The sequence below is a fragment of the Kitasatospora sp. NBC_00039 genome (assembly GCF_045160625.1).
In the GTDB taxonomy this organism is placed as follows: Bacteria; Actinomycetota; Actinomycetes; order Streptomycetales; family Streptomycetaceae; genus Kitasatospora.
Map to the genome: position 1 here is coordinate 978,090 of NZ_CP108289.1, position 22,937 is coordinate 1,001,026.

24 protein-coding genes and 1 pseudogene are annotated in these 22,937 nt (G+C 74.1%); 9 read left to right on the forward strand and 16 right to left on the reverse strand.

Features of this window, described 5'->3' with window-relative positions:
* Positions 1 to 64 precede the first annotated feature (64 nt).
* From OG286_RS04775 to OG286_RS04800, 6 genes are all read right to left on the reverse strand, one after another.
* Entirely contained in the window at positions 65 to 838 is a 774-nt protein-coding gene (locus OG286_RS04775; protein WP_396322168.1) for a hypothetical protein, read from the reverse strand.
* A gap of 141 nt (positions 839 to 979) precedes the next feature.
* Positions 980 to 1,834: a hypothetical protein gene (locus OG286_RS04780; protein ID WP_405363004.1), complete on the reverse strand. Its 855-nt coding sequence runs from the start codon at positions 1,832 to 1,834 to the stop codon at positions 980 to 982.
* Between the two features lie 248 nt (positions 1,835 to 2,082).
* The gene (locus tag OG286_RS04785) at positions 2,083 to 3,492 is read right to left on the reverse strand and encodes a family 2B encapsulin nanocompartment shell protein (RefSeq protein WP_396322166.1); all 1,410 of its coding nucleotides are present in this window, start codon (positions 3,490 to 3,492) and stop codon (positions 2,083 to 2,085) included.
* 467 nt (positions 3,493 to 3,959) lie between these two features.
* Entirely contained in the window at positions 3,960 to 4,910 is a 951-nt protein-coding gene (locus OG286_RS04790) for a hypothetical protein (RefSeq protein WP_396322165.1), read from the reverse strand.
* A gap of 163 nt (positions 4,911 to 5,073) precedes the next feature.
* On the reverse strand, positions 5,074 to 5,967 hold the full coding sequence (locus tag OG286_RS04795; protein ID WP_396322164.1) for a DUF1963 domain-containing protein: 894 nt from the start codon (positions 5,965 to 5,967) through the stop codon (positions 5,074 to 5,076).
* A gap of 287 nt (positions 5,968 to 6,254) precedes the next feature.
* Positions 6,255 to 7,817, reverse strand: a complete 1,563-nt coding sequence (locus OG286_RS04800; protein ID WP_405363001.1) for a PLP-dependent aminotransferase family protein — start codon at positions 7,815 to 7,817, stop codon at positions 6,255 to 6,257.
* Between the two features lie 297 nt (positions 7,818 to 8,114).
* Between OG286_RS04800 and OG286_RS04805 the strand changes: the two genes are divergently transcribed.
* The 3 genes from OG286_RS04805 to OG286_RS04815 all read left to right on the forward strand — a co-directional run bounded on the left by OG286_RS04805 (position 8,115) and on the right by OG286_RS04815 (position 10,141).
* Entirely contained in the window at positions 8,115 to 8,321 is a 207-nt protein-coding gene (locus tag OG286_RS04805) for a chaplin (protein WP_396322162.1), read from the forward strand.
* A 514-nt stretch (positions 8,322 to 8,835) separates the two neighbouring features.
* On the forward strand, positions 8,836 to 9,222 hold the full coding sequence (locus OG286_RS04810; RefSeq protein WP_405362999.1) for a transglycosylase family protein: 387 nt from the start codon (positions 8,836 to 8,838) through the stop codon (positions 9,220 to 9,222).
* A gap of 289 nt (positions 9,223 to 9,511) precedes the next feature.
* Positions 9,512 to 10,141, forward strand: a complete 630-nt coding sequence (locus tag OG286_RS04815) for a DinB family protein (protein WP_405362997.1) — start codon at positions 9,512 to 9,514, stop codon at positions 10,139 to 10,141.
* A gap of 19 nt (positions 10,142 to 10,160) precedes the next feature.
* On the opposite strand, the gene OG286_RS04820 is transcribed toward OG286_RS04815, so the two are convergent.
* Complete coding sequence (locus tag OG286_RS04820) at positions 10,161 to 10,745, reverse strand: pyridoxamine 5'-phosphate oxidase family protein (RefSeq protein WP_396323447.1); 585 nt, start codon at positions 10,743 to 10,745, stop codon at positions 10,161 to 10,163.
* Positions 10,746 to 10,948: 203 nt separating this feature from the next.
* A complete protein-coding gene (locus OG286_RS04825; RefSeq protein ID WP_396323446.1) occupies positions 10,949 to 11,383 on the reverse strand; it encodes a CBS domain-containing protein in 435 nt (144 codons plus the stop codon).
* 139 nt (positions 11,384 to 11,522) lie between these two features.
* Between OG286_RS04825 and OG286_RS04830 the strand changes: the two genes are divergently transcribed.
* The 5 genes and pseudogenes from OG286_RS04830 to OG286_RS04850 all read left to right on the forward strand — a co-directional run bounded on the left by OG286_RS04830 (position 11,523) and on the right by OG286_RS04850 (position 15,328).
* Positions 11,523 to 12,407 carry a helix-turn-helix domain-containing protein gene (locus OG286_RS04830; protein ID WP_405362994.1) on the forward strand — a complete coding sequence of 295 codons (885 nt, stop codon included), beginning with the start codon at positions 11,523 to 11,525 and terminating at the stop codon, positions 12,405 to 12,407.
* A 45-nt stretch (positions 12,408 to 12,452) separates the two neighbouring features.
* Complete coding sequence (locus OG286_RS04835; protein ID WP_405362992.1) at positions 12,453 to 12,875, forward strand: VOC family protein; 423 nt, start codon at positions 12,453 to 12,455, stop codon at positions 12,873 to 12,875.
* 73 nt (positions 12,876 to 12,948) lie between these two features.
* A complete protein-coding gene (locus tag OG286_RS04840; RefSeq protein ID WP_405362990.1) occupies positions 12,949 to 13,329 on the forward strand; it encodes an MmcQ/YjbR family DNA-binding protein in 381 nt (126 codons plus the stop codon).
* Positions 13,330 to 13,513: 184 nt separating this feature from the next.
* Positions 13,514 to 14,395: pseudogene (ligD, locus tag OG286_RS04845) on the forward strand (non-homologous end-joining DNA ligase); the annotation flags it as partial.
* A gap of 81 nt (positions 14,396 to 14,476) precedes the next feature.
* Complete coding sequence (locus OG286_RS04850; protein ID WP_396323454.1) at positions 14,477 to 15,328, forward strand: DNA ligase; 852 nt, start codon at positions 14,477 to 14,479, stop codon at positions 15,326 to 15,328.
* Positions 15,329 to 15,361: 33 nt separating this feature from the next.
* Here OG286_RS04850 and OG286_RS04855 read toward each other — a convergent pair whose 3' ends face one another.
* The 6 genes from OG286_RS04855 to OG286_RS04880 all read right to left on the reverse strand — a co-directional run bounded on the left by OG286_RS04855 (position 15,362) and on the right by OG286_RS04880 (position 19,275).
* Positions 15,362 to 16,012, reverse strand: a complete 651-nt coding sequence (locus tag OG286_RS04855) for a type 1 glutamine amidotransferase domain-containing protein (RefSeq protein WP_405362988.1) — start codon at positions 16,010 to 16,012, stop codon at positions 15,362 to 15,364.
* A 6-nt stretch (positions 16,013 to 16,018) separates the two neighbouring features.
* Complete coding sequence (locus tag OG286_RS04860; protein WP_396323441.1) at positions 16,019 to 16,447, reverse strand: hypothetical protein; 429 nt, start codon at positions 16,445 to 16,447, stop codon at positions 16,019 to 16,021.
* Positions 16,448 to 16,452: 5 nt separating this feature from the next.
* A complete protein-coding gene (locus OG286_RS04865; RefSeq protein WP_396323440.1) occupies positions 16,453 to 16,902 on the reverse strand; it encodes a hypothetical protein in 450 nt (149 codons plus the stop codon).
* A 69-nt stretch (positions 16,903 to 16,971) separates the two neighbouring features.
* Positions 16,972 to 17,454 (reverse strand): hypothetical protein, encoded by a 483-nt coding sequence (locus tag OG286_RS04870; protein WP_396323439.1) that lies wholly within the window; start codon positions 17,452 to 17,454, stop codon positions 16,972 to 16,974.
* A 282-nt stretch (positions 17,455 to 17,736) separates the two neighbouring features.
* The gene (locus OG286_RS04875) at positions 17,737 to 18,336 is read right to left on the reverse strand and encodes a GNAT family N-acetyltransferase (RefSeq protein ID WP_396323438.1); all 600 of its coding nucleotides are present in this window, start codon (positions 18,334 to 18,336) and stop codon (positions 17,737 to 17,739) included.
* A gap of 264 nt (positions 18,337 to 18,600) precedes the next feature.
* Positions 18,601 to 19,275: a TNT domain-containing protein gene (locus tag OG286_RS04880; RefSeq protein ID WP_396323437.1), complete on the reverse strand. Its 675-nt coding sequence runs from the start codon at positions 19,273 to 19,275 to the stop codon at positions 18,601 to 18,603.
* 357 nt (positions 19,276 to 19,632) lie between these two features.
* Between OG286_RS04880 and OG286_RS04885 the strand changes: the two genes are divergently transcribed.
* Entirely contained in the window at positions 19,633 to 20,031 is a 399-nt protein-coding gene (locus OG286_RS04885) for a hypothetical protein (RefSeq protein WP_405362984.1), read from the forward strand.
* Between the two features lie 15 nt (positions 20,032 to 20,046).
* On the opposite strand, the gene OG286_RS04890 is transcribed toward OG286_RS04885, so the two are convergent.
* The gene (locus OG286_RS04890; protein WP_405362982.1) at positions 20,047 to 21,369 is read right to left on the reverse strand and encodes a geranylgeranyl reductase family protein; all 1,323 of its coding nucleotides are present in this window, start codon (positions 21,367 to 21,369) and stop codon (positions 20,047 to 20,049) included.
* Between the two features lie 170 nt (positions 21,370 to 21,539).
* On the reverse strand, positions 21,540 to 22,553 hold the full coding sequence (locus tag OG286_RS04895) for an ABC transporter substrate-binding protein (RefSeq protein WP_405362981.1): 1,014 nt from the start codon (positions 22,551 to 22,553) through the stop codon (positions 21,540 to 21,542).
* Between the last annotated feature and the right edge of the window lie 384 nt (positions 22,554 to 22,937).

The following is a 22,937-nucleotide window of genomic DNA, read 5'->3' on the forward strand; positions in this document are numbered from 1 at the left end:
ATCGATCCCCGACGGACCGATCAGATTATCGAAGGATGCATCCGCGCGGACCGGCCGGGACGGGTCATTCCTGGCCGCCACCGAGCGTGGGGAAGAGGTCGGTGAACGGCTGGGTGGTGACCGAGACGCTCCGTCCGAACGGATCGTCGAAGTCCCAGATCAGGAAGAGCAGGAAGGCGATCAGCGCGCTGAACGCCCCCGCGAGCAGCAACTCCCGGGTCGAGCGCCGGATCTGGAGCGCGAAGACCATGCCCACCGTCACCACGGCCCCGACGATCAGGCCGAACCAGACCACGCCCGGCATGGTCGGTCCGGCGTTCTGGCCACGGGCGTTGCGGGTCTCGTCGGCGATGCCGATCCGGTCCATGATCGGCTGGTAGGCCTGGGCCTCCAGGTCCGACGCGGGCGCGCGGGTCGCGACGTCCGTACGCAGCTTCTCCAGCAGCGCGGTGCCCTGCTCGGAGATCTCGCCGTGGTCCCGCATGTACTTCCACTCGACGTCGACCACGTACGAAACGTAGGCGTCCACATCGGCCCGGACCTTGTCGCGGAACTCGACCGGGTAGACCTGGGCGCGCTCGCTCACCTCGTGGAGCGACTGCGCCTCGCGCAGGACGTCGTCCTGGGCGGCGCCGCGCGCCTCCCAGACACCTGCGATGGCGAGGCCGAGCACGATCGCGTAGACCACGCCGATCATCATCGTCATGTACTCGATGACGTCGGGCGTCTCGTCGGCGTCCTCGTCCTGGCGGGCCCGGCGGTGCCTCAGCAGCACCACCGCCACCACGACGACGCAGGCCGCGGACATGGCGATGGCCAGCGCTAACCACTCGGACATGGGAACTCCCTTCTTCGGCTGGGGTTTTCCGGCCGGGTTCGCCGGCCGGTCGGTCCGGCGTCCGTCCGGCCGCGTCGTAGGAAGCGGCCGCACGCCGGGGGATGTGCTCGTCGCGGGGCGGTGTCGGCGCCCGCACCGCGGTCAGGAACGGCCGGAGCCACCGCGACCGGACCGGCCGCCGCCGCGCGGGCGCAGGGCCGCCGCCGCGAGCACGGCAGGCACGGTGACCAGCAGCATCGTCCTGGTCGGCGAACCGCCGTGGTGGCGCTGCGGCGCGGGCACCGGCGGGGCCAGCGGCACCCGGACGGGCTTGACCACGGGCTGGGGCCGCACCGGGCTGGGGGCCGGCGGGCTGGGAGCGACCGTCGGCGCGGGCGGCTCGGGTGCGGGCGCCGGGGGCGGGACGACCGGCTGCGCGGGGGGCTTCGGCGCGGGTGGCGGCGTAGGCCGGGGTGACGCGGGCGGCGGGGTGGGCCTCGGCGTCGGGGAGGGCGCGGCCGGCGGTACCGGTGCGGGGGCCGGCGGCGGTGTCGGCGCCGAGGTGGGTCTGGGCGGGGACGTCGGAACGGGTGTCGGTGTCGGCGTCGGCATCGGCGTCGGTTTCGGGCTTGCGGTGGGCGTTGGAGTGGGGGTGGGGGTGGCGGTGGGGCACGGGTGGTGGTGACCGGGCTTGGGGTGCGGGTGCGGGTGCGGCTTGGGGTGGTGCAGCACCCCGGAGAGGTCGACCGTCACGCCGACCTCCACGTCGACGTCGGCCTCGACGTCCACGCCCCCCTTGCCGACCGACACCGAGACGTCCGTGTCGGTGTCGACACAGGTCTCGACCACCGGGCCGTGGGGTTTGCCCCCGCCCTGGTGCTCGGGGGCGCGGGCTCCGGCCGCGCCGCTCAGCAGCGCACAGAGCGCGGCGACCCCGGCCGCCGCTCCGGCCAACCGGACCAGGCGTCCGCGCAGGACGCCGCCGTCACCGCTCACGATGATCAGGTCTGCGGTCACGGCTGCCCGTCCACCGGTATCCGTCGTGGCCGCTGGGACTGCTGTCGCTGCAGCATGGGCTCCATGCACCTCTCGCATCGTCGGGAGCGTCGTCAGGGGGATCGGCCGGCGCCGGGAGGGCCGACACCGGACGGCCCGCCTCGAAGGGCGGGCCGTCCGACATCAGGTGAAACGATCTTGCGGTGGGCCGGGTTACGGCCGGACCGCGTCCTGTCCGGCCGTCAGTGGCCGACGGCCCGGCGGACCACTCAGTGGCGGCCGTGCGCGATCTCGACGTTCTCCAGGACGCCGACCGCGTCCGGCACCAGGATCGCGGCCGAGTAGTAGGCGCTGACCAGGTAGGAGATGATCGCCTTCTCGCTGATGCCCATGAACCGGACCGAGAGGCTGGGCTGGTACTCGTCCGGGATACCGGTCTGGTGCAGGCCGATGACGCCCTGGTTGTCCTCGCCGGTCCGGATCACCAGGATGGAGCTGGTGTTCTCCTTGGTGATCGGGATCTTGCTGCACGGCAGGATCGGCACCCCGCGCCAGGCCGGCACCTGCTGCCCGCCGAGGTCGACATGGTGGGGGTAGAGCCCTCGCGCGTTCAGCTCACGGCCGATCGCCGCGATGGCGCGCGGGTGGGCGAGCAGGTAGTCCGGGTCGCGGCGGCGGCTGAGCAGCTCGTCCAGGTCGTCCGGGGTGGGCGGGCCGGAGTGGGTCTGGATCCGCTGGTCGAAGTCGGCGTTGTTGAGCAGGCCGAACTCCGGGTTGTTGATGAGCTCGAACTCCTGGCGCTCGCGCAGCGCCTCGATGGTCAACCGGAGCTGGTGCTCGGTCTGGTTCATCGGCTGGTTGTAGAGGTCGGCGACCCGGGTGTGGACCTTCAGCACGGTCTGCGCGACGCTCAGCTCGTACTCGCGGGGCTTCAGCTCGTAGTCCACGAAGGCGCCGGGCAGCTCGTACTCGCCCCGGTGGCCGGCCGACATGGCGATCTCGGCCTCTCCACGCTCGTTCTGGCGCTGGAGCGGCAGCGCGAGGAAGTCGCGGATGTGGTCCTGGAGGGCGGTCGAGCCGTCCAGGATCGCCTGGAACTCCCGCCGGGGCAGGGAGAGCACGGTACCGGCGGTGGCGGTCTTGGCGGTGTACTCCCAGACGGCGTCGGGGTCGAGCACCGCCTGCTCGCCGAAGCGGTCGCCGTCGCCGAGGACACCGACGACGGTCTCGTCGCCGTACTTGCCGGTGCCGACCTGGTTGATCTTGCCGTGGGCGATCAGGTGGATGCGGTCGGCGGCCGCGCCGCGCTCGGCCAGCACCTCACCCGGGCCGAAGTCCCGCTGCTCGCAGCGGTCGGCCAGGGCGGTCAGCACGTCGTCGTCCTCGAAGCCTCGCAGCAGGGCGAGTTCACCCAGCTCGCGCGGGATGACCCGGACCTCCGAACCGGTCTTGACGAACTCGATGCGGCCGTCGCCCACGGTGTAGGTGAGGCGTCGGTTGACGCGGTAGGCGCCACCCGCGGCCTGCACCCAGGGCAGTACCTTGAGCAGCCAGCGGGAGGTGATCTCCTGCATCTGCGGCGCGGACTTGGTGGTGGTCGCGAGATTGCGGGCAGCGGCCGTCGTGAGGCTCGACTGCTGCGGAACCTGCTGTGTCTCCGGGCTGGTGTCCACCGGCATCGGCAGGGTTCTCCTTCATCTGGTCAGGTCACGCCGACCCGCCTCGGCAGCTGCCGTGGCAGATCGTCAGATAGGCGTCATAGTGGGGGCGTTGGCGAATGATCCGCGCTCTTCTCCGCCCTCTCGGGCGGCCCACCGGGAACCCTAGATCACCGCCACCCGGCAGACCTCGTACGCACAGCGAGTGCCGCCCGATAGGGTGAATCTCGACCGTGCGGCGGTTGGAATCCGTCAACTGCCCCCAGCCGGAACCCCGAATTCCTGTGCATGCGAATCGCCCCCGGCCCGGAACCATCCCATCCATCCGAACGGAGCAGCGGCCGGGCTGGGGGCCCGGCCCGGGAGACACCAACCGTGCGGACAGGCGTTCGACCCCCGAACGGACAACGCCCGGGACGGCTGACGGCTGACGGCTGACTGTCCGACCAGAGCCCGCGCCCACCGCCGCCACCGGCACGCCCCCGGGCTCAGCCTCTGCGCGTACGCCGGCGGCGCCGGTACCAGAGCGCGCCCACCAGCCCGGACAGGCCGAGCAGCACGACGGTGAGGACCGGCCACCGGCTCCCGGCGACCCGGATGTCGGCGAGCAGCAGGGTGACCACGGCCGCCACCGGGAGCACCAGCGACACCCCCGCCCGGACGCCCGCCGCGACGATCCCGGGGTCGGTGCGCGCGCGGCGATGCTCGGCCCAGCCGGCCGGGTCGCCATCGAAGTAGAAGTCGACGGCGCGGACCCCGACGCGGTCGGTGGCGCGCGCGTAGGAGACCGCCATGTACGGCAGCCAGACCAGCGGAACGACCATGCCGACCAGGAGGACCACCACCACCAGTAGCCACGAGCCGGCCGTCCGCCAACGGGAAGGCGGCGGGTCGACGCCCTCGCTGGTCAGCCCGAGCAGCCGGGCCATCCGCCGGATCAGCGACCAGAACCCGCGGCGGCGGCGTCCGCTGCCCCCGGTCGGCGGGGCCGCGAGGGCGCGCTCGGCGGCGGCGACATCCGGGTGGGCGCCTTGGAGCACCAGCACCTCGGCGGCCCGCGCGGGGGCGGCCGGGTCCCTGCCGGCCAGGGCGGCGAGTTCGAGCAGCAGTTGCCCCTGCTCCAGCAGGGCGGTGCAGAACGCAAACGGCACCAGCCACAGGAACGGTCCGCCGACGAATGCGCCCTCGCTCTGGGTCACCCGCCGGGCGTGCTGGACGGACCGCGCCACCAGCTCGCCCTGCGCCGCGTCCGGGTGCGCGGCCCGCAGCGCGGCGACCCTGCGGGCGGCACGGGGGCCGCGGTGGCGGACGGCGAACACGGCGAGCACCTCGGGCAGCTGGGCGGGGTGGGCCCGGACCGCGCGCAGCAGCTCCGCCACCGGGGGTTCGGGCGCGCCGTGCTGCTCCGGTACCGGTACCGACGATCCCTCTGGTGCCACGTCCGTCTCACCGCTTCGGCGCTCACCGCTTCACCTCGGCCCGCTCCGCCCCGGCCACCTCCGCCCCGGGCCGCTCGCCCTCGGCCGCGGGCCGCCACGAGCGGGTGCCGCGGCCTCTCCCAGCAGCCTAGTGGCGACGCGCCGGACCCGCTCGCGCCGCCGCTCAGGCCACCTCGAACCCGTGCCGGACCCGGTCGAAGCGACCGGCCGCCAAGTCCTCGTCGGTGATCCAGAACGAGACGTTCACGCACTCGCCCCACTCCACGTCCAGGGCCTGGTTCTCGACCTGGAGCAGCGGCCGGTGTCCGGCGGGGCGGCCGGTGTCGGTGTCGCACCAGCCCAGTACGCGCACGTCGGGGCGGGGCAGGTGGTCCCGGAAGTCGGCCGCGAGGTCGAGGGCGATCATGAAGTCGTCCGGGAAGAGGTACTCCAGTTCCTGGTCCTGGTAGGAGGGAGCGGAGAGCAGCCAGCGGGCCCGGACGGGGACGGCCGCGACGGCGGGCGTACTCAGCTCGCTCTCCGGCGCGGGCCGGGGCGGCGCATCGGCGGGGACATGCAGGACACGGCAGCCGCGCCCGCTGAAGTCGGAGATCCAGTCGTCGTGGAAGAAGAGGAGCAGGCCGTCTTCGGGCAGCGGCCAGTCGCCGGTGGCGCCGGTGGCGCGGAAGGCCTCCGCCAGCCCGCCGCAGTCGAGCCCGGCGAGGAACTGCATCGGCCGGCCGGCGAACTCGGGCCACTCGGTACCCTCCGGCAGCGCGGGCAGTCCGCCGAGCCGTCCGGCCTCCGGGCCGGGCGCCACCGCATCGAGTGCGAGGGACGGCCGGAACAGCCGGTCGACCAGCGGCGCGGTGTCGGCGTCCGCCCGCGCGCGGATCGCCTCGTACACGGCGAAGGGCATCGGAAGCCCGAGGTCGGTCGGCAGCGTCTCGCCCGGACGTACGGCGCTCCAGCCCGGGAGGGCACCATCGGGGCTGGTCGCGGTGGTGGTCCCGGTCACGGTGGTGGTCCCGGTCGGCGCGCCGGGCTCGGGCGCGTCGGAGGTCAGCGGTTCGGCCATGGGCCCAAGCCTGCCATCCGGGTCTGACAGTCCGTGCATCCCGCGTCCCCGCATCGGCACATCCGCGCCTCCGTGCGTCCGGACTTCCACGCGTCCGTGCGGACGGCCCGTCAGGTGCCGGTACGGGGGCGGCCGGCACCTGACGGGCTCGGGGGGCGTCCGGGAGGGAAGTCCCGGGATTCCCGGTTTCGAGACGACTCAGGAGCAGGGATCCTCGTTGCCGGGGACGTCGAGGATCCCGGAGTCCGAGGCCCTACCGGCGGCCGCCGGTGCGGCGGTCGCTGCGATCAGACCGGTGACGGCAGGATGTCGCAGAGCGCGGCGACGGCCGCCTGGTAGGCGTGGTCCGGCGGCGTGGCGTACCCGACCACCAGGCCGTCCGTCGCGGGCATCGCGTCCTGCCCGGCCAGCGGGTGCCGGTAGTCCGCCAGCCCGTCCACGGCCAGCCCCCGGTACGCGGCCGCCTTGAGCACCGAGCGTTCGGTGCCGGGCGCGAGCCGGAGCACCGCGTGGAGGCCGGCCGCGATGCCGGACACCTCGATGTGCGGCGCCCGCGCGGCGAGGGCGGCCACGAGGTGGTCACGGCGGTCCCGGTAGCGGCGGCGCATCCGGCGGACGTGCCGGTCGTAGCCGCCCGAGTCGATGAACTCGGCGAGCGTCAGTTGGTCGAGTGTGCTCGCCCAGGCCTCGCGCTCGCCCTTGGCGGCCAGCACCCGGTCCACCAGGTGGTCGGGCAGCACCATCCAGGCGAGGCGGAGCGCGGGCGTGAGGCTCTTGCTCGCGGTGCCGAGGTAGAGCACCCGCTCCGGGTCGAGCCCCTGCACCGCGCCGACCGGCTGCCGGTCGTAGCGGAACTCGCCGTCGTAGTCGTCCTCCAGGACCAGCCCGCCGCGCCCGCGTGCCCAGTCGACCACCGCCGCGCGCCGGGCCGCGTGCAGCGGCCCCCCGGTCGGGAACTGGTGGGCGGGGGTGAGCAGCACCGTCCGGACGTCGGGCAGCGCGGCCAGCCCGCCGACCTGCGCGCCGTCCTCGTCCAGCGGCAGCGGCACGGTGGTCACCCCCGCCCTCGCCAGCAGCGCGCGGTGGAAGGCCAGCCCGTACGCCTCCACGGCCAGCGGACCGTGCTCGCGGGCGGGCAGCACGGCGCCCGCGCCGTCGAACAGCAGCCGCAGCGCGTGGGCGAAGCCGGAGCAGACGACGATCCGTTCGGGGTCGGTGCGCACTCCGCGGGCGCGGGCCAGGTAGTCGGCGAGGATGGCCCGCAGTTCGCGCCGCCCCTGCGGATCGCCGGGCCCGAAGGCCTCGTTGGGTGCGGCGGTGAGCGCCCGGCGCCCGGCGGCGAGCCAGGCGGTGCGCGGGAAGGAGGCGGCGTCGGGCTGGCCCTGGCGGAGGTCGTGGGCGAGCCGGCGGGGCGGGGACGCCCGGCGGGCCCGGTTCGCCGCGACGGGCTCGGCCCGGTCGGCAACGGTGGTGCCCGAGCCCTGCCGGGCGGTGAGCCAGCCCTCGGCGACCAGCTCCGCGTACGCGTCGGCGGCGGTGTTGCGGGCGATGCCGAGGTCGGCGGCGAGCGCGCGGTAGGGCGGCAGCCGGGTGCCGGGGGCGAGGCGGCCGCTGCGGATCGCCTCGCGCAGCGCGGCCATCAGCGCGGCGCGTCGGCCGCCGGTGGCGGGCAGTTCGAGGTGCAGGTCGCTGCCGGAGGTCGTGGCGGCGGTGTCGTCGGTGGCGGCCACGCCTCTGGCCGGGGTGGCGGCGGTGTCGTCGGTGGCGGCCACGCCTCTGGCCGGGGTGGCGGCGGTGTCGTCGGTGGCGGCCACGCCTGTGGCCGGGGTGGCGGTCCGGGTGTCCGTCATGGTCACGAACCCTATCGCCGGGCGGCCGACGGCCCCGGGGGTGGGCCGTCCGCACTCCGGCGGGGGCGGCGGCGCTCCGACCGGGTGGCGCGGCTCCTGCATCGGGGGCGGATCAGGACTGCATTCGGGTGGGCGGATTGTGTCGTGTCAGGCGTGTCGCCTGGCTATTCCTTCCGGCATGACCAATACCAGGAAGTACCTGGTCCCCGCCGGCTTCAGCGCCGCGCTGGCCGTCTTCTCCGCCGGCCCCGCCTTCGCGGGCGACTGCGACAGCGCCGGGTCAGCGCCCCCGCCTCGGTGGTCTCCGACAACCCCGCCGCCGCGCTCGCCGACAGCGTGCTGCTCGACGGCTCGCAGGGCGGGACCACCTGCATCAACACCGGCAGCGCCACCGCCAGCGGCATCGTCACCGGCTCCCCGGGCGTGCTCTCCGGAAACCAGGTCCAGATCCCGATCAACGCGCAGTTCAACATCTGCGGCAACAGCATCTCGCTCCTCGGCTGACAGGCCTGCGCCGCCTTCCCGATCGTTTCCCGGGCACAGCGGGTGACGGCGCGGGGCACGACGGGTGAGGGCTGTGGCGCGGGCCACCCCCGGCCCCGTCACCACCCCACCACTTCGGCACGCGCGGCCGAGGACCCGTCACCCACCGTCGACGATGTGCGCGGCCTCACACCACCACCCGTGTGGCCCGGACCACTTCCACCCCCATTCGATCTTGAAAAATGGGGCATTTGGCTTCAAATCATCCCATTTCCTTGATCCCTACCCGCGGTAACAACCCCCTGACGTGCCCAAACCCACGAATCCTTGAAACCCCCACCACCACCCCCGTAACTTCGAACCCGTTGCACCGACCACACCGCCCCGAGGCCCCCACCCCGGAGCACCACGGCGCACAACCCACGCGAGCGACACACCCCCCGAAACCAACAGCCCCCAGGGCCTGGTTCCGCACGCCCGCACACCCGCCACACACCTCACGCCACACGCCACACGCCACACGCAAAGGAACCACATGACCCTCCGCAACGAGACCACCACCGCCACCACCACCAAGCGCCGCAACCGCGTCCGCATGGCACTCATGGCCGGCGCCCTCACCGCCCTGCCGGTGGCCGGCCTCGTCGCAGCCAACACCGCCTCCGCCGCACCCGCCTCCGTCTGGGACAAGGTCGCCGCCTGCGAGGCCACCGGCAACTGGGCCATCAACTCCGGCAACGGCTTCTACGGCGGACTCCAGTTCACCTCCAGCACCTGGGCCGCCTTCGGCGGCACCGCCTACGCCCCCCAGGCCCACCAGGCCACCAAGGCCCAGCAGATCACCATCGGCGAAAAGGTCCTCGCCGCCCAGGGCCCCGGCGCCTGGCCCGTCTGCTCCGTCAAGGCCGGCCTCACCAAGTAACACCCCCCACCACCAACCAGGCGGCACCCGGCCACCACCCCACCGGCCCGCCCGCCCCCCGACGCCCACCCGACGTCACCCCCACGACAACGCCGCTGCACCCGACCGAACACCCACGGTCCGGGAACAGCGGCGTCGCGGCGTTCCACACACCTATCGGGCCGCACGGACACCGGCACCGGGCGAATAACCCGTCGCGGTGCGGCGGTTGCTGTGGCAGGGTGCGGGCGGGTCCCGGAATCGCCGGCCCCGGTCCGGAGCCGATCAGCGTCTACCGTGGGAGCGCCAGATGACGATGCCGCCACGCATGGTCCCCCTACTCCAGCAGTACGACTTCGCCCGCGGGCGCCTCGCCGACCGCCTGGCCGGACCGGTCGTGAACAGCGGCAACGGCACGGACGTCCCGGTCGGCGCGATGACGGACGACGAGTACCTGTGGGAGCCGGTCGCCGGCTGCTGGTCGGTCCGCCGCCACGCCGACGGTCCCGGGGCACGCGCGACCCTGCTCGTCGGCAAGGGCCCCTGGGGCCGCGACACCGCCCCCGCCCCGCACCCGGTGCCGCCGCCCTTCACCACACTGGCCTGGCGGCTCAGCCACCTCACCGAGATGCTCGCCCTCCGGGCCGACCACACCGGTGGCAGCCGCGCGCTGACCCGCGACGACCACCCGGTGGCCGACGACGCGGCGACCGCGCTCGCGGCCTTCGCCGCGGCGGCCGACGCGTGGCGGTCGGTCCTGGTCGACGCCGACGACAAGGCGCTCGACACCATCGGCCACAGCGCCTACCCCTACGGCAGCGACCCGGAGGACCCGTTCCGCGAGACGGTGTGGTGGGTCAACCAGGAACTGCTCCACCACGGCGCCGAGATCGCCCTCCTGCGCGACCTCTACCGCGAGCGGACCCGGCCCGCGGTCTGACGCCGGCGGGCTCGACCGGCTATGCCGGACGGGGCGGGAGCGGCAGCGGAAGGGCGGGCAGGCCGTCGATGCTGGTACCGACGTACTGCTTGCCCTCGCAGTATGTGTTGAACTCCTCCTCCGACTTGCGGTCGAAGTACTGCACGTGCAGGTCCCGGTCCGAACGGTACTCCATCAACGGCACCGCAAATCCGCAGGAGTCGCTCACCCGGTCGGCCTTCACCAGGACGATCGCCCGCAGCGCCGAGCCGTCCGCCCCCGGGTCGAAGTGCCCCAGCAGTCCGGCGAACCTGCTGTCGTCCCGGAACACCGCCTCGCCCTGCCCGTGGACGCGCACGACGGTCGGCGGACCGTCAAAGGCGCACCACATCAGCGTGATCCGCCCGTTCTCCCGGAGATGGGCGATGGTCTCCGCCGTCGAACCGCCGAAGTCCAGGTAGGCGACGGTGAGTTCATCGATCACCGCGAGCGTGCCCGACCTCCCCTTGGGCGAGACGTTGACATGGCCGTCAGCGGCGAGTGGCGCGGTCGCGACGAAGTAGACGGGCTGGCGCTCGATGAACTCCCGCAGGCGGCCATCGATCTTCTCGTATGTCTTCCCCATGACGGCGATTCTGCCTCATCCCGGATAGTAAGAACACGTCTCTCGTATGCCGAGACGCGAGGCGGAGAGGCGCCACCGGGACGCGGGTCGAGGCGGGGTCGGGCGCCCGGGTCGGGACCCAGGCAGCGCCGGATTGGCGCGGGAAACGGCAAGTGCCCTCGCACGCATCGGCGCGCGAGGGCACTCTCACCGAGCCCTGCCGGTCACCGCATCATGTACACGCTGTCCATGAACTCGATGATCTGCTGGTCCGTCAGGCGCTGGCCGTTGCGGTGGCCCATGGCCAGGTCGGCCTCGCTGATCATGCCGACCAGCCGTTCGCCGTCGATGACCGGGATACGGCGGATCTGGTGCTGCTCCATCTTCTTCAGCACCATGTCCATGCCGTCCTCCGCACGGACGCAGTGCAGATGGCCGGCCAGCTCCATGGCCATCATGCCGGCCGGGTCCTTGCCCTCGGCAATACATCGCACGACGATGTCGCGGTCGGTGATGATGCCCTTCAGCTTCTGGTCGTCACCGCAGATCGGAAGAGCGCCGACGTTCATGTCGCGCATCATCATGGCGGCTTCGGCCAGCGTCTGGTCGGCACGGATGCACTGGGCGCCGGTGTGCATGATGTCTCGGGCAGTGGTCACTGGGACTCCTTGTCAGGTCCGCCCCCGAATACCGGGTGTTCCGGTGCGATCACCATAAGCAACACCTTCACCGCTCGCGAGCCCGCGAGCAGACGGGACGGCCGGGCCGGCGCCGTCCCGGGCGGCCGATACTGGGGAGGTGACGCAGGAACTCGCCGACACGGTCGACGAAGCCGTCCGGAGCCGGCCCGCCACGGCTCTGCGGCCGTACGTCGCCTGGTACTCCGGCTACCGCCAGCGCGGCATCGCACCCGCCGTGCACCGCGGGCTGCCCTCGCCGTACCTGACCTTCATCCTCACCCTGGACGAGCCGCTCACCGTCGCCGGGCACCCGGATCCGGCCCAGCCGGCCGACAGCTACGCGACGCTGCTGGGCGGCCTGCACACCTCCCCGGCGCTGATCACCCACGACGGCCGGCAGTCCGGCGTCCAGATCGCCGTGCACCCGCTGGCCGCCCGGGTGCTTTTCGGCCTGCCGGCCGGCGAGCTGGCCGGGGTGGACCTCCCGGCCGACGCGGTGCTCGGACGGGCGAGCGCACTGCTCCAGGAGGCGCTCCAGCAGGCCGGAGGCTGGCCGGAACGGTTCGCCGCCCTGGACGGCGCACTGCTGCGGGCCGCGCGCCCCTCCGGGAACGTCCCGCCCGAGGTCGCCTGGGCCTGGCAGGCACTGCGGCGCAGCGGCGGGGCCCTACCGGTCTCGGCGCTGGCCCGGGAGACCGGGTGGAGCAGCCGGCACCTGCAGGACAGGTTCCGCCGCGAGACCGGGCTGACCCCGAAGGCCACCGCCCGGGTGATCCGGTTCGACCGGGCCCGGCGGCTGCTCGGCGCCCCCGGGCCGGTGCCCCGGCTGGCGGAGCTGGCCGCGCGCTGCGGCTACTTCGACCAGGCCCATCTGGCCCGCGAGTTCCGTGCGCTCGCCGGCTGTGCGCCGAGCGTGTGGCTGGCGGAGGAGGGCCCGGACTCGGCGAAGTTCCGAAACGTCCAAGGCGGGGCGGGTGCGGCGGCGCCAGAGTGGGAGCTGTGACAACCGCTCCGGTTCGCCACAGCCGCTCCGAGGAGGACTGCCGCCATGGAGACGAAGACTCCCGCCCCGCAGGTCTGGCCCAGCCTGCGTGCCCGTGACGCCCGGGCCCTGATCCGCTTCCTGGTGGACGCCTTCGGCTTCCAGGAGGTGGTCGTGTACGGCGAGGGCGACCTCGTCACGCACGCCGAACTGGCCTGGCCGGAGGGCGGCGGCGTGATGCTCGGCTCGGTCCGCCCCGACCCCGAGGGCGCCGAACCCTGGCCGGGCCGGCCGGGCGGCTTCACGGCGTACGTGGTCACGGCGGACCCGGACGCGGTGCACGCGCGCGCCGTCGCCGCCGGGGCGCGGATCACGACGGAGCCGTACGAGACGGACTACGGCTCGCGGGACTTCGCGGCCGCCGACCCGGAGGGCAACCGTTGGTACTTCGGCACCTACCCGGGCGCCCCGCGCCCCTCGGCCGGCTGAGTCCCGTGCCCCGGCGCACGCGGGCCGGCACGCGCCCGGCGCCGCAGGAGTCGCCCGGCGGCCGGCCACGGGGGTGTCGGCCGGCCGGGCCCCGGACCCCCGGCCTCCCTCCCCCGAGGACCGCGTCGAACGGCTGCGGGCGCTCTGCCTGTCGTTGCCGGAGGTGGCGGAGCGGGTGAGCCACGGCGAGCCGACCTGGTTCGCGGGGGCGGGGCGGCGGGCGCGGGTGTTCGTGATGCTCGCCGACCACCATCACGACGACCGCCTCGCGTTCTGGTGTCCGGCCCCGGCCGGGGCACAGGAGTTCCTGATCGCCGAGGACCCGGACCGCTTCTTCCGGCCCCCGTACGTCGGCCACCGCGGCTGGATCGGGGTCGACCTGGACGTACCACCGGTCGACTGGGCCCGGATCGAGGACCTGGTGGCGGACGCGCACGCCCTGGTCGTGGGCTGAGACGGGCTTGGGCGCAGGCCTTCCTTGCCCCGGCGAGGAGCCGCCGAGCCCCGCCCCGGGCCGCCCCGGCGCTGCCCGGGCCGTCACCGCCCTGCCGGGAGGGCGGACTGCGGGGCAGACGGGCAGACTGGCTGCGCGGGCCCGGCGAACAGGCGCGGCGGCCCGACGCAGCTCGGAGGCGGCCATGCCGCAGATGGTGGTGGACGGGCGCACGCTCGCGCTCTCGCACCTGGAGAAGGTGTACTACCCGGACACGGGCACGCTCAAGGGCGAGGTGCTGCGCTACTACGCGGCCGTGCACACCGCGCTGCTGCCGCACCTGCGCGACCGTCCGGTCTCCTTCCTGCGCTGCCCGGACGGGGTGGACGGCGAGGTCTTCATCGCCAAGAACCCGCCCGCCGGAACGCCCCCCTGGGTGCGCACCGTGGAGGTGCCGAGCACGAGCGGGGACCTCCGGCAGGTGGTGCTGGACGACGGCGCGGCGCTGCTCTGGGCGGCCAACCTGGGCTGCCTGGAGCTGCACGTGCCGCAGTGGCACGCCGCCGCCCCCGCGCTGGCGGACCGGCTCGTCCTGGACCTGGACCCGGGCGAGGGCGCGTCCGTGCTGACCTGCCGGACGGTGGCGGTCCTGCTCCGCGAGCGGCTGGCGGCGGACGGGCTCGACTGCTGGGTGAAGACCTCCGGTTCCAAGGGCCTGCACCTGCTGGTGCCGCTGGAGCCGACGCCGAGCACCCGGGTCTCCGCCTACGCCAAGGCGCTCGCGGCCTCGCTGGAGGTGGCGCACCCGGACCTCGTCGTGCACACCATGGCGAAGGCGCGGCGCACCGGGCGGGTGCTGGTGGACTGGTCGCAGAACTCCGCCAAGAAGACCACCGCCGCCCCCTACACCGTGCGGGCGCGTGCCCGGCCGACGGTGTCCACACCGCTGTCGTGGGCGGAGCTGGAGCGGGCCCGTTCGGCGGAGGAGCTGGTCTTCACGATCGCCGAAGTCCCGGGGCGGCTGGCGGAGTCCGGTGACCTGTTCGCCCCGCTGCTGGACGCGGACCGGGCCCGCCCCCTCCCGGCGGCGCCGACGCCGTCTCCCGCCGCTGCCCCGGCCCCCGCGGCCGCTCGCTCGCCCCTGGTGCTGGACCCGCCCGTCGAGGTGATGCGCCCGGCCGCCGTCGCCGCCGTCCCGCCACCGGACGGGTTGGGCGGCTCGGGCGTGCTGTACGAGCTCAAGCTGGACGGTTTCCGCTGCGTGGCGTTCGCGCGCGGGGAGCGGCCCCCGTATCTCCAGTCACGCTCCGGGCGGGACCTCACCGCCGAGTTCCCGCCGATCGCCGCCGCCGTCGCGCGGCTGCCGGCCGGGCTGGTGCTGGACGCGGAGCTGGTCGCCTGGCGCGGCGGACGGTTCGCGTTCCAGGAGCTGCTGCGCACCCGGCAGGCCCGGGCCGCCGACGACACGGCGCTCGGGCTGATCGCCTTCGACGTGCTGGCGCTGCCCGGGCGGGACGTCCGGAGGCTGCCGCTCACCGACCGGCGCCGGCTGCTGCTCGCCGCCCTCGCCGACGTGCCGCCGCCGGTCCAGCCGGTGATGGCCACGACCGACCGGGCCGAGGCGCTGGCGTGGATGGAACAGCTGGCCGACACGGGGGTGGAGGGGCTGGTCTGCAAGGCCGCCGGCTCCTCGTACCGGCCGCGCGGCGCCGGCCACGTGTGGGTCAAGTACCGGCGCAGCGACACCCTCGACGCGACCGTCCGCGCCGTCGTCGGGACGGCCGCCCGGCCACGGGCGCTGGTCCTGGAGCTGGCCGACGGCCGGGTGCTGCTGTCCACCCCGCAGCTGACGCCGGCACAGGCCCGGCAGGTCGCCGAGGCGGCGCAGGGGCGGCTGGGCGCACCCGTCCGCGATCCGGACCACGGGACGCTGCGGCCGCTCACCGCGCTGCTGCGGGCGGAGGTGACGGTCACCGGCCGGCCGCCGACGGCGGCCTTCGTCCGCCTGCGCGGGGACTGAACCGGGCCCCCCTCGCGAGCGTCCTGACGCTACTCAGGGCTCCTCCGGACCGCGGGACCCGGAAACGTGGCGCGACGGTGCGGGCTCGTGCGCCGTGGGCCACGGCGGGCGGGACTTCGCGCGCGGCGCGTGCGCGGACTCCGTGACCAGGGCGTCGTTGAAGGCCGGGAGGTCGGCCGGCTTGCGGCTGGAGATCAGGACGCCGGGGCCGTCCCGGCAGATGTGCACCTCCTCGTCCACCCAGTGGGCACCCGCGTTGACCAGGTCGGTGCGGATGCTCGGCCAAGAGGTCAGCGTCCGTCCGCGCACCGCGTCCGCCTCCACCAGCGTCCACGGCCCGTGGCAGATCACGGCGACCGGGCGGCCGGAGGTGCAGAACGCGCGGACGAAGGCCACCGCGGCCCGGTCCGTCCGGAGATGGTCGGGGTTGGCGACGCCGCCCGGCAGGACGAGGGCGTCGTACCGGTCGACGTCCGCCTCACCGACGAGGTCGTCCACCGGAAAGGTGTCGGCGCGGTCCAGGTGCTTGAAGGCCTGCACCCGTCCGGGCCGGGTGGAGAGCAGCCGCGGCGTGCCGCCCGCCTCGGCCACCGCCTGCCAGGGCGAGGTCAGTTCGATCTGCTCGACGCCCTTCGGCGCGACCAGGAAGGCGACGGTGCGGCCGGTCAGGGTCACCAGTGGCATCGGCGCTCACCCCGCCGGGCGCCCGTTCCCTGTCAGGTGGCCGTCATCTGCGTTGCGCCCGTTCCCTGCGTCGTGCCCGTTCCCTGCCAGGTGGCCGGTCGCCGCGAAGTGCTGGTCGAGCGCCGTGCGGCCGTGCGTGCCCAGGTCGCCCGGGGTCAGCTCGACGGCGGCGGGCGGCGGCGCGGAGCGGACGCGGGCGCGCGGGCAGTCCAGGTGGACCACCAGCTCCAGGTGGTCGATCCGGGCCACCAGCCCCACCGGGACCAGCAGCCGGGTGCCCTGCACCCACGGCCCGGCGTCGACCAGCAGGTGGTCGCCGGCGTCCTGCTCGACCCGGCCGAGCGGGCCGTCCGTCGCCTCCACCTCGTAGCCGACCAGGTTCAGGTCGGCGGCATGGTGGGAGCCCGGCCGGTACTCCCACAGGTCGGTCGTCATGGCACTCACGCCTCCGGTTGGTCCCACGGGCGTCGTTCCCCGTGTTCACCGCGATCGGGGCGGTCACCGCGTTCGCCCCAGTCACGGCCCCCGCCGCCGAGGAGGTCCGTGCCCTCGGCGTCCAGCAGGCGGCCCGGACGGCGTCGGCGCAGCAGGACCGCCACGGCGACCGCGATGCCCACGCTCGCCGCCCAGACCAGCGCGACGGCGGTCAGGACCGGCGCGGTCGGGGTGCGCACGCCGATGCTGAGGCAGATCGCGCTCATCACCAGCGCGGTCATCAGCACCCCCGGCGGGAGCTTGCGCGCCACGCGGCGCAGCACGACCCGGACCCGGCTCGGCTGTTTGGCCCCCATCGTGCTCAACCGTCGATCCAGGCGCGTGTCCTGGCGCAGATCGGACTCGATCTCGTCCAGGAGCCGCCGTTCCCGGCCGCTCAACGCGGGTCCGTCCATCTCGGTCACCTCCGACCCGTCCGGTGACGTCGTTCTCACATCCGGGCGGTTGCCCGGTTCGGGTGTGCCCTAACCGCTCCGGCCGGCCGGTACGGCCGGGGCCGTCGGACGGCAGCCGCCGAAGGCCCTGGGTCGGGCCAGCAGGCTGTCGTCGAGCACGTTCAGAAGGGCGGCGGTGTCGCGGTGCACCTCGGCCGCGCCGGCCGCCCGCAGTTCAGGACCGTTCGCGCCGCCGGTCTCCAGTGCGACGCACGGCACGGCGGCACGGCGGGCTGCCCGTACCTCGGCGACGCTCCCTGCGACGAACACGGCGTGTGATGCGGCACCGTCCACCAGGTCGAGGGCGGCACGGACGGGGTCGCCGCCCGGGGCGGTCACGGCGAGCACCGGCACCCCGGCCGGACCGGGCCCGGTCAGCACCACCGTCCAGCCCCGCGCGGCGCACTCCCGCAGCAGCTCGGCCTCGCCCGGCGCGGGGGCGGGACCGGTCGCGGTACGGGGCAGCGCCCCGCGCCAGTCGGTACCGAAGAGTGCCGCCGAGATGACCGTCATGGCCCACCGTTCCCGTTGCCGTGCCACGCACGGGGCGCGCCCTTCCAGACTAGGCCCCCACCCCCGTCCCGCGCCCGGCCACAGCGCCCCTCCCGGGAAGTCGGGCGGGGCCGGCGCCCCGGGCACGCGGGCCCCCGCCTCCGCCCCGGCCCCGCACGGAGGGGGCCGGCTGTGTCAGGGCCCGTGGTGGATGCGCTGCGCCGCGCCCCCGACGGCTCGCAGCGTGGGCACCGCGTCCTCGCCGAACCACTCCGGGAGGCCCGCCTGCCCACGGCTGGCCGGCTACGCGGGCTCGGGGTCGGTGGCGAGCCGGGCGTGCAGGTGCTCGTCGTGGTACTTGCCGTCGCCGAACCGGTACGAGGCTCGCAGGGTGCCCTCGGCGGGGTAGCCGCAGCGATCGGCGACCCGGCAGGAGGCGTCGTTGCCCACCGCGTGGGCGATCTCGATCCGGCGGGTGTCGGCCGTGGCGATGCCCCAGCCGGTGACGGCCCTGGTCGCCCGGGTGGCGGCGCCGCGGCCGCGGGCGCCGGGCCGCAGCCAGTAGCCGATCATCGCGAGGCCGTCGGCCCGGTCGACCCAGCGCAGTGCGACGTTGCCCAGCAGTGCGTCGTCGGCGGCGTCGAGGACGGCGAAGGCGGCGGTGTTGCCGCTCTCCCAGCCGGCGTCGCAGCGGTCGAGGTACGCCTCGGCCGCGGCCTCGTCGGTGGTGCGGATCGGGTTCCACAGGGCGATGGCCGGGTCGGCCGCTGCGGCGACCAGGCCGGGCACGGCGCCGCCGCGGACGAGGGTCTTCCGCCCCCAGGGGCGCAGGACCAAGTCCCCCAGGTCGAGCGTGACGGGGACGAAGGAGCGCTGGTCGGAGGTGGATTCAGCGGTACTCATCCGCTTTTCCTATCCCGGCTCCCGGCGGGTGCGCCAGCGAATTACCCGAGCCGGGAGCGGCGGTGGGCCCGCCTGGAGGGCGCGGCGACGGGCCCGGCAGGGCCGCGGCAGGCCTGCCGGGAGGCCACCACGGCGGGCGCCGGCGCGCTCCCGTGCGTTTTCCCGGCGCGCTCCCGTGCGTGCCCGCGCGTTCCCCCTGGACAGGCCGGTGGCCGGGGGCGTGCACCCCCGGCCACCGGCCGCACCCGCCCGTACGAACGGGCGTCAGATCCGGGCGAGGTACCCGTTGTCGACCAGCCAGAGCACGTTCAGCCGGGCCGGGCCGTTCGGCACCAGGGCGGCGTCGAGCTGGTACTGGAAACCGTAGCCGGGCTGGCCGAACCAGGGCGCGATCGGGCCGGCGTGCACCTTGAACGGCTTCAGCACCTTGTAGTCGTGGTAGTTGCAGCCGGCCGCCGGGTTGCTGTCGAGGCTCTGCGGCGGGATCGAGCGGCTGGCGTAGGGCAGGCCCTCGGGGGCGAGGAAGGAGCCGTACTCGCTGCCGAAGCGGTCGATGTTCTGGTTCGGGTACAGGGTGATCTCGAACTCGACCGGGGTGCCGTCCGGCAGCGTGACGTAGCCGTTGGCCGGCGGGTAGATCCAGCCCGGGCTGCCGTTGTTGGCGGTCGGGCTGTAGTAGGTGGCGAGGAACTTGTCCTCCGAGAGGTTGCCGGTGCGCTTGTAGCCGATCAGCTCGCGGCCGACCGGGCCGGTGGTCGGCAGGTCCTCGGGGCCGAGGCGGACGTCGCCGTGGTAGTCGGCGGCCGAGCACTCGTCGGAGGGGGTCGTGGTGGCGGCCCCGGCGGTGGCCGCGTCGGCGGCGGTGGCAGGGAGGGCCGGGGCGAGCAGGGCGACGACCGCGGCGAGCGGTGCGAGGAACAGGCGAAGGCGAAGGCGCACGATGTCTCCGTCGTATCAGCGTCATGGCGACCGGGGGGTGATCCGTCACCCTCCGTGTCCAGGTCGGCACCCAGGCAAGCGGATCACCTGACTCCACGTCAACAGGACGGGCCCGGAGGGCCACTGCTTTCTCCCGTTTCGGCCGACCCGCCCATGCCCGATCCCGGAGGGCGCACAGGGTGGAGGGCCGCGAACCCTCCGGGGCACGCGCCCTCCACCACGAGCCCCCGGCTCGACCGTAACGAAGCTGTTCCGGGTGCCACGCACCACGTTGACACCCTGTCAGGCCGACCGGACCATCTCGGATACGGCCGGGCCGCCGGGTCGCGGCCGTACCGAACCCGGGGGTGGTCAGTGATGGCGAACCAGATGCACCAGTGGAATTCCGAGCGGATGCCGAGCTCGATCAGGTGGGCGGTCGCGGGCGTCTGGGTTCATGCCGTCCTCAACGGCCTCGCCGGGCTCTTCCTCTTCGCTCTGATGAGCGGCGAGGACGGGGAGGGCGTCGGGCTGGTCCGGTTCGTCGCCGTCCTGTCGATCATGATCGCCATCGTGCTCTGCTTCTGCGCCGCCCTGGCCCCGCACCGGGCGGGCTGGACCCGGATCACCGTACTGGTGATCGAGTGGCTCTCGATCATCTCCGGCGTGCTCCAGCTCTTCTCCGGCGCCACCCTCGCCCTGGCCGGTCTCGCCATCGCCCTGCTGATCGTCACGGCCTTCATGTCGCACGAGGGCAGGCGGTGGTTCAACGCCTAGCTGACTGACTGAGCGTCAGGACCGGCTGCTGGGGGCCACCTTGCCGAGGATGTGCAGCAGCCGGTCGAGCGCGTCGCGGGAGTTCGGCTCGGTCAGGTTGACCATCAGCCGGAAGGCCACCTTCAGCAGGGCCGGGTGGCCGAGGCCGAGCGCCCCGGCAGCGCCGAGCAGCCGGGGCCGGCCCAGCACGTCGGCGACCAGCCGGCCGAGCGCGAAGTAACCGTCGTAGGCGGCGCGCAGCGCCTGCGGGTAGGCACGCAGGGCGAGTTCACGGCCGCGGTCGGTGCGCCGGGCCAGGGCCTGGACGATCGTCTCGGCGGCGTACCGGCCGGACTCCATCGCGTAGGCGATGCCCTCGCCGGTCGCCGGGCTGACCGTTCCGCCCGCGTCGCCGATCAGCAACAGGCCGTCGGCATAGTGGGGTTGGCGGTTGAGGCCCATCGGAAGGGCGGAGCCCCGGACGGGCTCGGTGACGCCCTCGGGGGTGAAGCCGTACTCGGGCGGAAGGTCGGCGCACCAGCGGCGGAGCAGGTCCCGCCAGTCCACCTCGCGGGCCACGGCGGCGGTGTCAAGGACGCCGAGGCCGACGTTGGCGGTCCCGTCCCCCATGCCGAAGACCCAGGCGTAGCCGGGCAGCAGGCGCCGGGCCGGGTCCTTCGGGTCGCGCAGGTCGAGCCAGGCCTCCAGGTAGCGGTCCTCGTGGCGCGGGGTGGTGAAGTACGTCCGGTAGGCGACGCCCATCGCCCGGTCGGTGCGGCGGTAGCGGTTCATGGCGAGGGACAGCCGGGTGGAGTTGCCGTCGGCGGCGACCACGAGCGGCGCGTGGTAGCTGACCGGCGTCCGTTCCTCACCGAGGCGGGCGGTCACCCCGGTGATCCGGCCGGTCCGCTCGTCGACCAACGCGCCTGTCACGTTGGCCCGTTCGACCAGCCGGGCGCCGGCGGAGGCGGCCCGGCGGGCGAGCAGTTCGTCGAAGTCGGCCCGCCGCCGGACCAGTCCGAACGACGGGAAGGCCGAAAGCTGCGGCCAGTCCAGCTCCAGCCGGCGCTCTCCGGCGACCAGGCGCAGCCCCCGGTTGTGCAGCCAGCCGGCCTCCTCGGAGACGTCGATGCCCAGATCGACCAGCTGCTTGACCGCACGCGGCGTCAGGCCGTCGCCGCAGACCTTCTCCCGGGGGAAGGCCGACTTCTCCAGCAGCAGCACGTCGAGCCCGGTGCGGGCGAGGTGGTAGGCGGCGGTGGAACCGGCCGGTCCCGCGCCCACCACGATCACATCGGCGTGGTCCGGCCCGCGTCCGGGCTCGACGTCGGTGGACAACTGCTGCTCTGGGCCGGGCATCAGGCAACTCCCACGGGTCGGATCGGCTGCGGACTCGCGGTCACCGACGATAGGGACAGCAGCCGCCGCGCCGCGCCCCGACACGCGGACCCCGCCCCGATGACCGGTCGATACCGGCCATCGGGGCGGGGGTCGGCACCCGTGCGGGGTGCACGGAACGCCGGAGGCGGTCAGAGGCCTCCGTTGACGACCGCGCTGGAGACCGAGCCGCGGTGCAGGTTCCACTTGGCGAGAATCCTGTCGTACTCGCCGCTGTGGATCACCTCGTCGAGCGCCTTGGCGATGATGTCGCGCAGGGCGGTGTTGTCCTTGGCAACGGTGATGCCGTAGGGGCCGGCCTGCAGGAAGTTGGTACTGGCCAGCTGAAACGTTCCGGCGCGGCCCGGCTGGGTGGTGTTGTACTGAGCCACCGGGTAGTCGTTCAGATCGGCGGCCGCGGCGCCGGAGGCGACCTCGGCGAGCGCCTGCTCGTCGGTGTCGAAACGGTGGATCTGCAACTGCTTTCCGGTTCGCAGGCAGGCCGCCGTCTGCCGGGTGGCCAGCTCGTCCTGGACGGTGCCGCGCTGGACGGCCACGCCCCGGCCGCAGAGGCTCTCCAGCGAGGAGAGGCTCAGCGGGTTGCCGGACTTGACCACCATCGACGTGCCGGAACCGAAGTAGTCGACGAAGTCGACGCCCGCGTCGGCCTGGTGCCCGTCGTCGGCCGCGCCGAGCTGGCGCTGCTTGGTGTCGATCACGGCCGACATCGCCAGGTCGATCTGCTTGGACCGGACGGCCGGAATCAGCTTCTCGAACGGCATGTCGGTGAACTCGACCTTCACCCCGATCGTGGTGCCGAGCGCCTTGGCGAGCTCCGGGTCGAGGCCCTCGGGCGCGCCCGACGAGTCCTTGAAGTCCACCGGCGGGTAGTTGAGGTAGGAGCCGATCTTGAGTACCCCGGCGGCCTTGACCGCTTTGGGGAGCCGGGCTTTCAGGTCGTCCTGGCTGCCGGGAGCCGGGGCGGCGCCGCTGCCGCAGCCGGTGAGCAGCAGCCCTCCGGCGCCGAGCGCGGCGGCGGCGCGCAGTGGCCGGCAGGAGCGTCCGGAGGGGGGTGCGGGGGTGTGCGGGGGAATGGGTCCGGAGGCGGGTCCGGAAGCAGGTCCGGAGGCAGGTCCGGAGGCGGGGGTGATGAGGGTTCGGTGCATCGCGATGCGTCTTCTTCGCAGGTGAGGGAGTGCGTTCGGGGAGACGCCGCGCCTGAGGGCTGCCGGGGTACGCAGGGCGGACCACCTCGCCGTGTGCCCGGATGGGGCCGCCCCGGGGTGTGGGGGCGGCCGGTCGGCGGAGGTCCGCCGTCGAGGGCGGTCGGGGCCATCCTCGCACCCCTCGCCGCGGGCGGAGGATGCGGGGCGACCGAGGGCCCACTGCCGCGCGGAGCGGCGCACGTCTCTCTCACAATCGGGTGATCTGATCGTTGCGTGGGACTAAGTCGGACAATCACCCCGGCGGCATGGCAATCCCCCCAAATCTGCCTTGCGCCACCGCGGCGACTGCGGGACCTTAGGGCCTCTCGTGCGCCGTCACCCACC

Coding starts and splice junctions, on each gene's coding strand:
- OG286_RS04860 (WP_396323441.1), bottom strand. CDS start 16,447: ATGACGACCGACCTGTGGGAGTACCGGCCGGGCTCCCACCATGCCGCC.
- OG286_RS04800 (WP_405363001.1), bottom strand. CDS start 7,817: ATGACGGACACCCGGACCGCCACCCCGGCCACAGGCGTGGCCGCCACC.
- OG286_RS04835 (WP_405362992.1), top strand. CDS start 12,453: ATGGAGACGAAGACTCCCGCCCCGCAGGTCTGGCCCAGCCTGCGTGCC.
- OG286_RS04855 (WP_405362988.1), bottom strand. CDS start 16,012: ATGCCACTGGTGACCCTGACCGGCCGCACCGTCGCCTTCCTGGTCGCG.
- OG286_RS04810 (WP_405362999.1), top strand. CDS start 8,836: ATGACCCTCCGCAACGAGACCACCACCGCCACCACCACCAAGCGCCGC.
- OG286_RS04865 (WP_396323440.1), bottom strand. CDS start 16,902: ATGGACGGACCCGCGTTGAGCGGCCGGGAACGGCGGCTCCTGGACGAG.
- OG286_RS04775 (WP_396322168.1), bottom strand. CDS start 838: ATGTCCGAGTGGTTAGCGCTGGCCATCGCCATGTCCGCGGCCTGCGTC.
- OG286_RS04885 (WP_405362984.1), top strand. CDS start 19,633: ATGGCGAACCAGATGCACCAGTGGAATTCCGAGCGGATGCCGAGCTCG.
- OG286_RS04785 (WP_396322166.1), bottom strand. CDS start 3,492: ATGCCGGTGGACACCAGCCCGGAGACACAGCAGGTTCCGCAGCAGTCG.
- OG286_RS04850 (WP_396323454.1), top strand. CDS start 14,477: ATGCGCCCGGCCGCCGTCGCCGCCGTCCCGCCACCGGACGGGTTGGGC.
- OG286_RS04895 (WP_405362981.1), bottom strand. CDS start 22,553: ATGCACCGAACCCTCATCACCCCCGCCTCCGGACCTGCCTCCGGACCT.
- OG286_RS04815 (WP_405362997.1), top strand. CDS start 9,512: ATGACGATGCCGCCACGCATGGTCCCCCTACTCCAGCAGTACGACTTC.
- OG286_RS04875 (WP_396323438.1), bottom strand. CDS start 18,336: ATGAGTACCGCTGAATCCACCTCCGACCAGCGCTCCTTCGTCCCCGTC.
- OG286_RS04870 (WP_396323439.1), bottom strand. CDS start 17,454: ATGACGGTCATCTCGGCGGCACTCTTCGGTACCGACTGGCGCGGGGCG.
- OG286_RS04890 (WP_405362982.1), bottom strand. CDS start 21,369: ATGCCCGGCCCAGAGCAGCAGTTGTCCACCGACGTCGAGCCCGGACGC.
- OG286_RS04820 (WP_396323447.1), bottom strand. CDS start 10,745: ATGGGGAAGACATACGAGAAGATCGATGGCCGCCTGCGGGAGTTCATC.
- OG286_RS04795 (WP_396322164.1), bottom strand. CDS start 5,967: ATGGCCGAACCGCTGACCTCCGACGCGCCCGAGCCCGGCGCGCCGACC.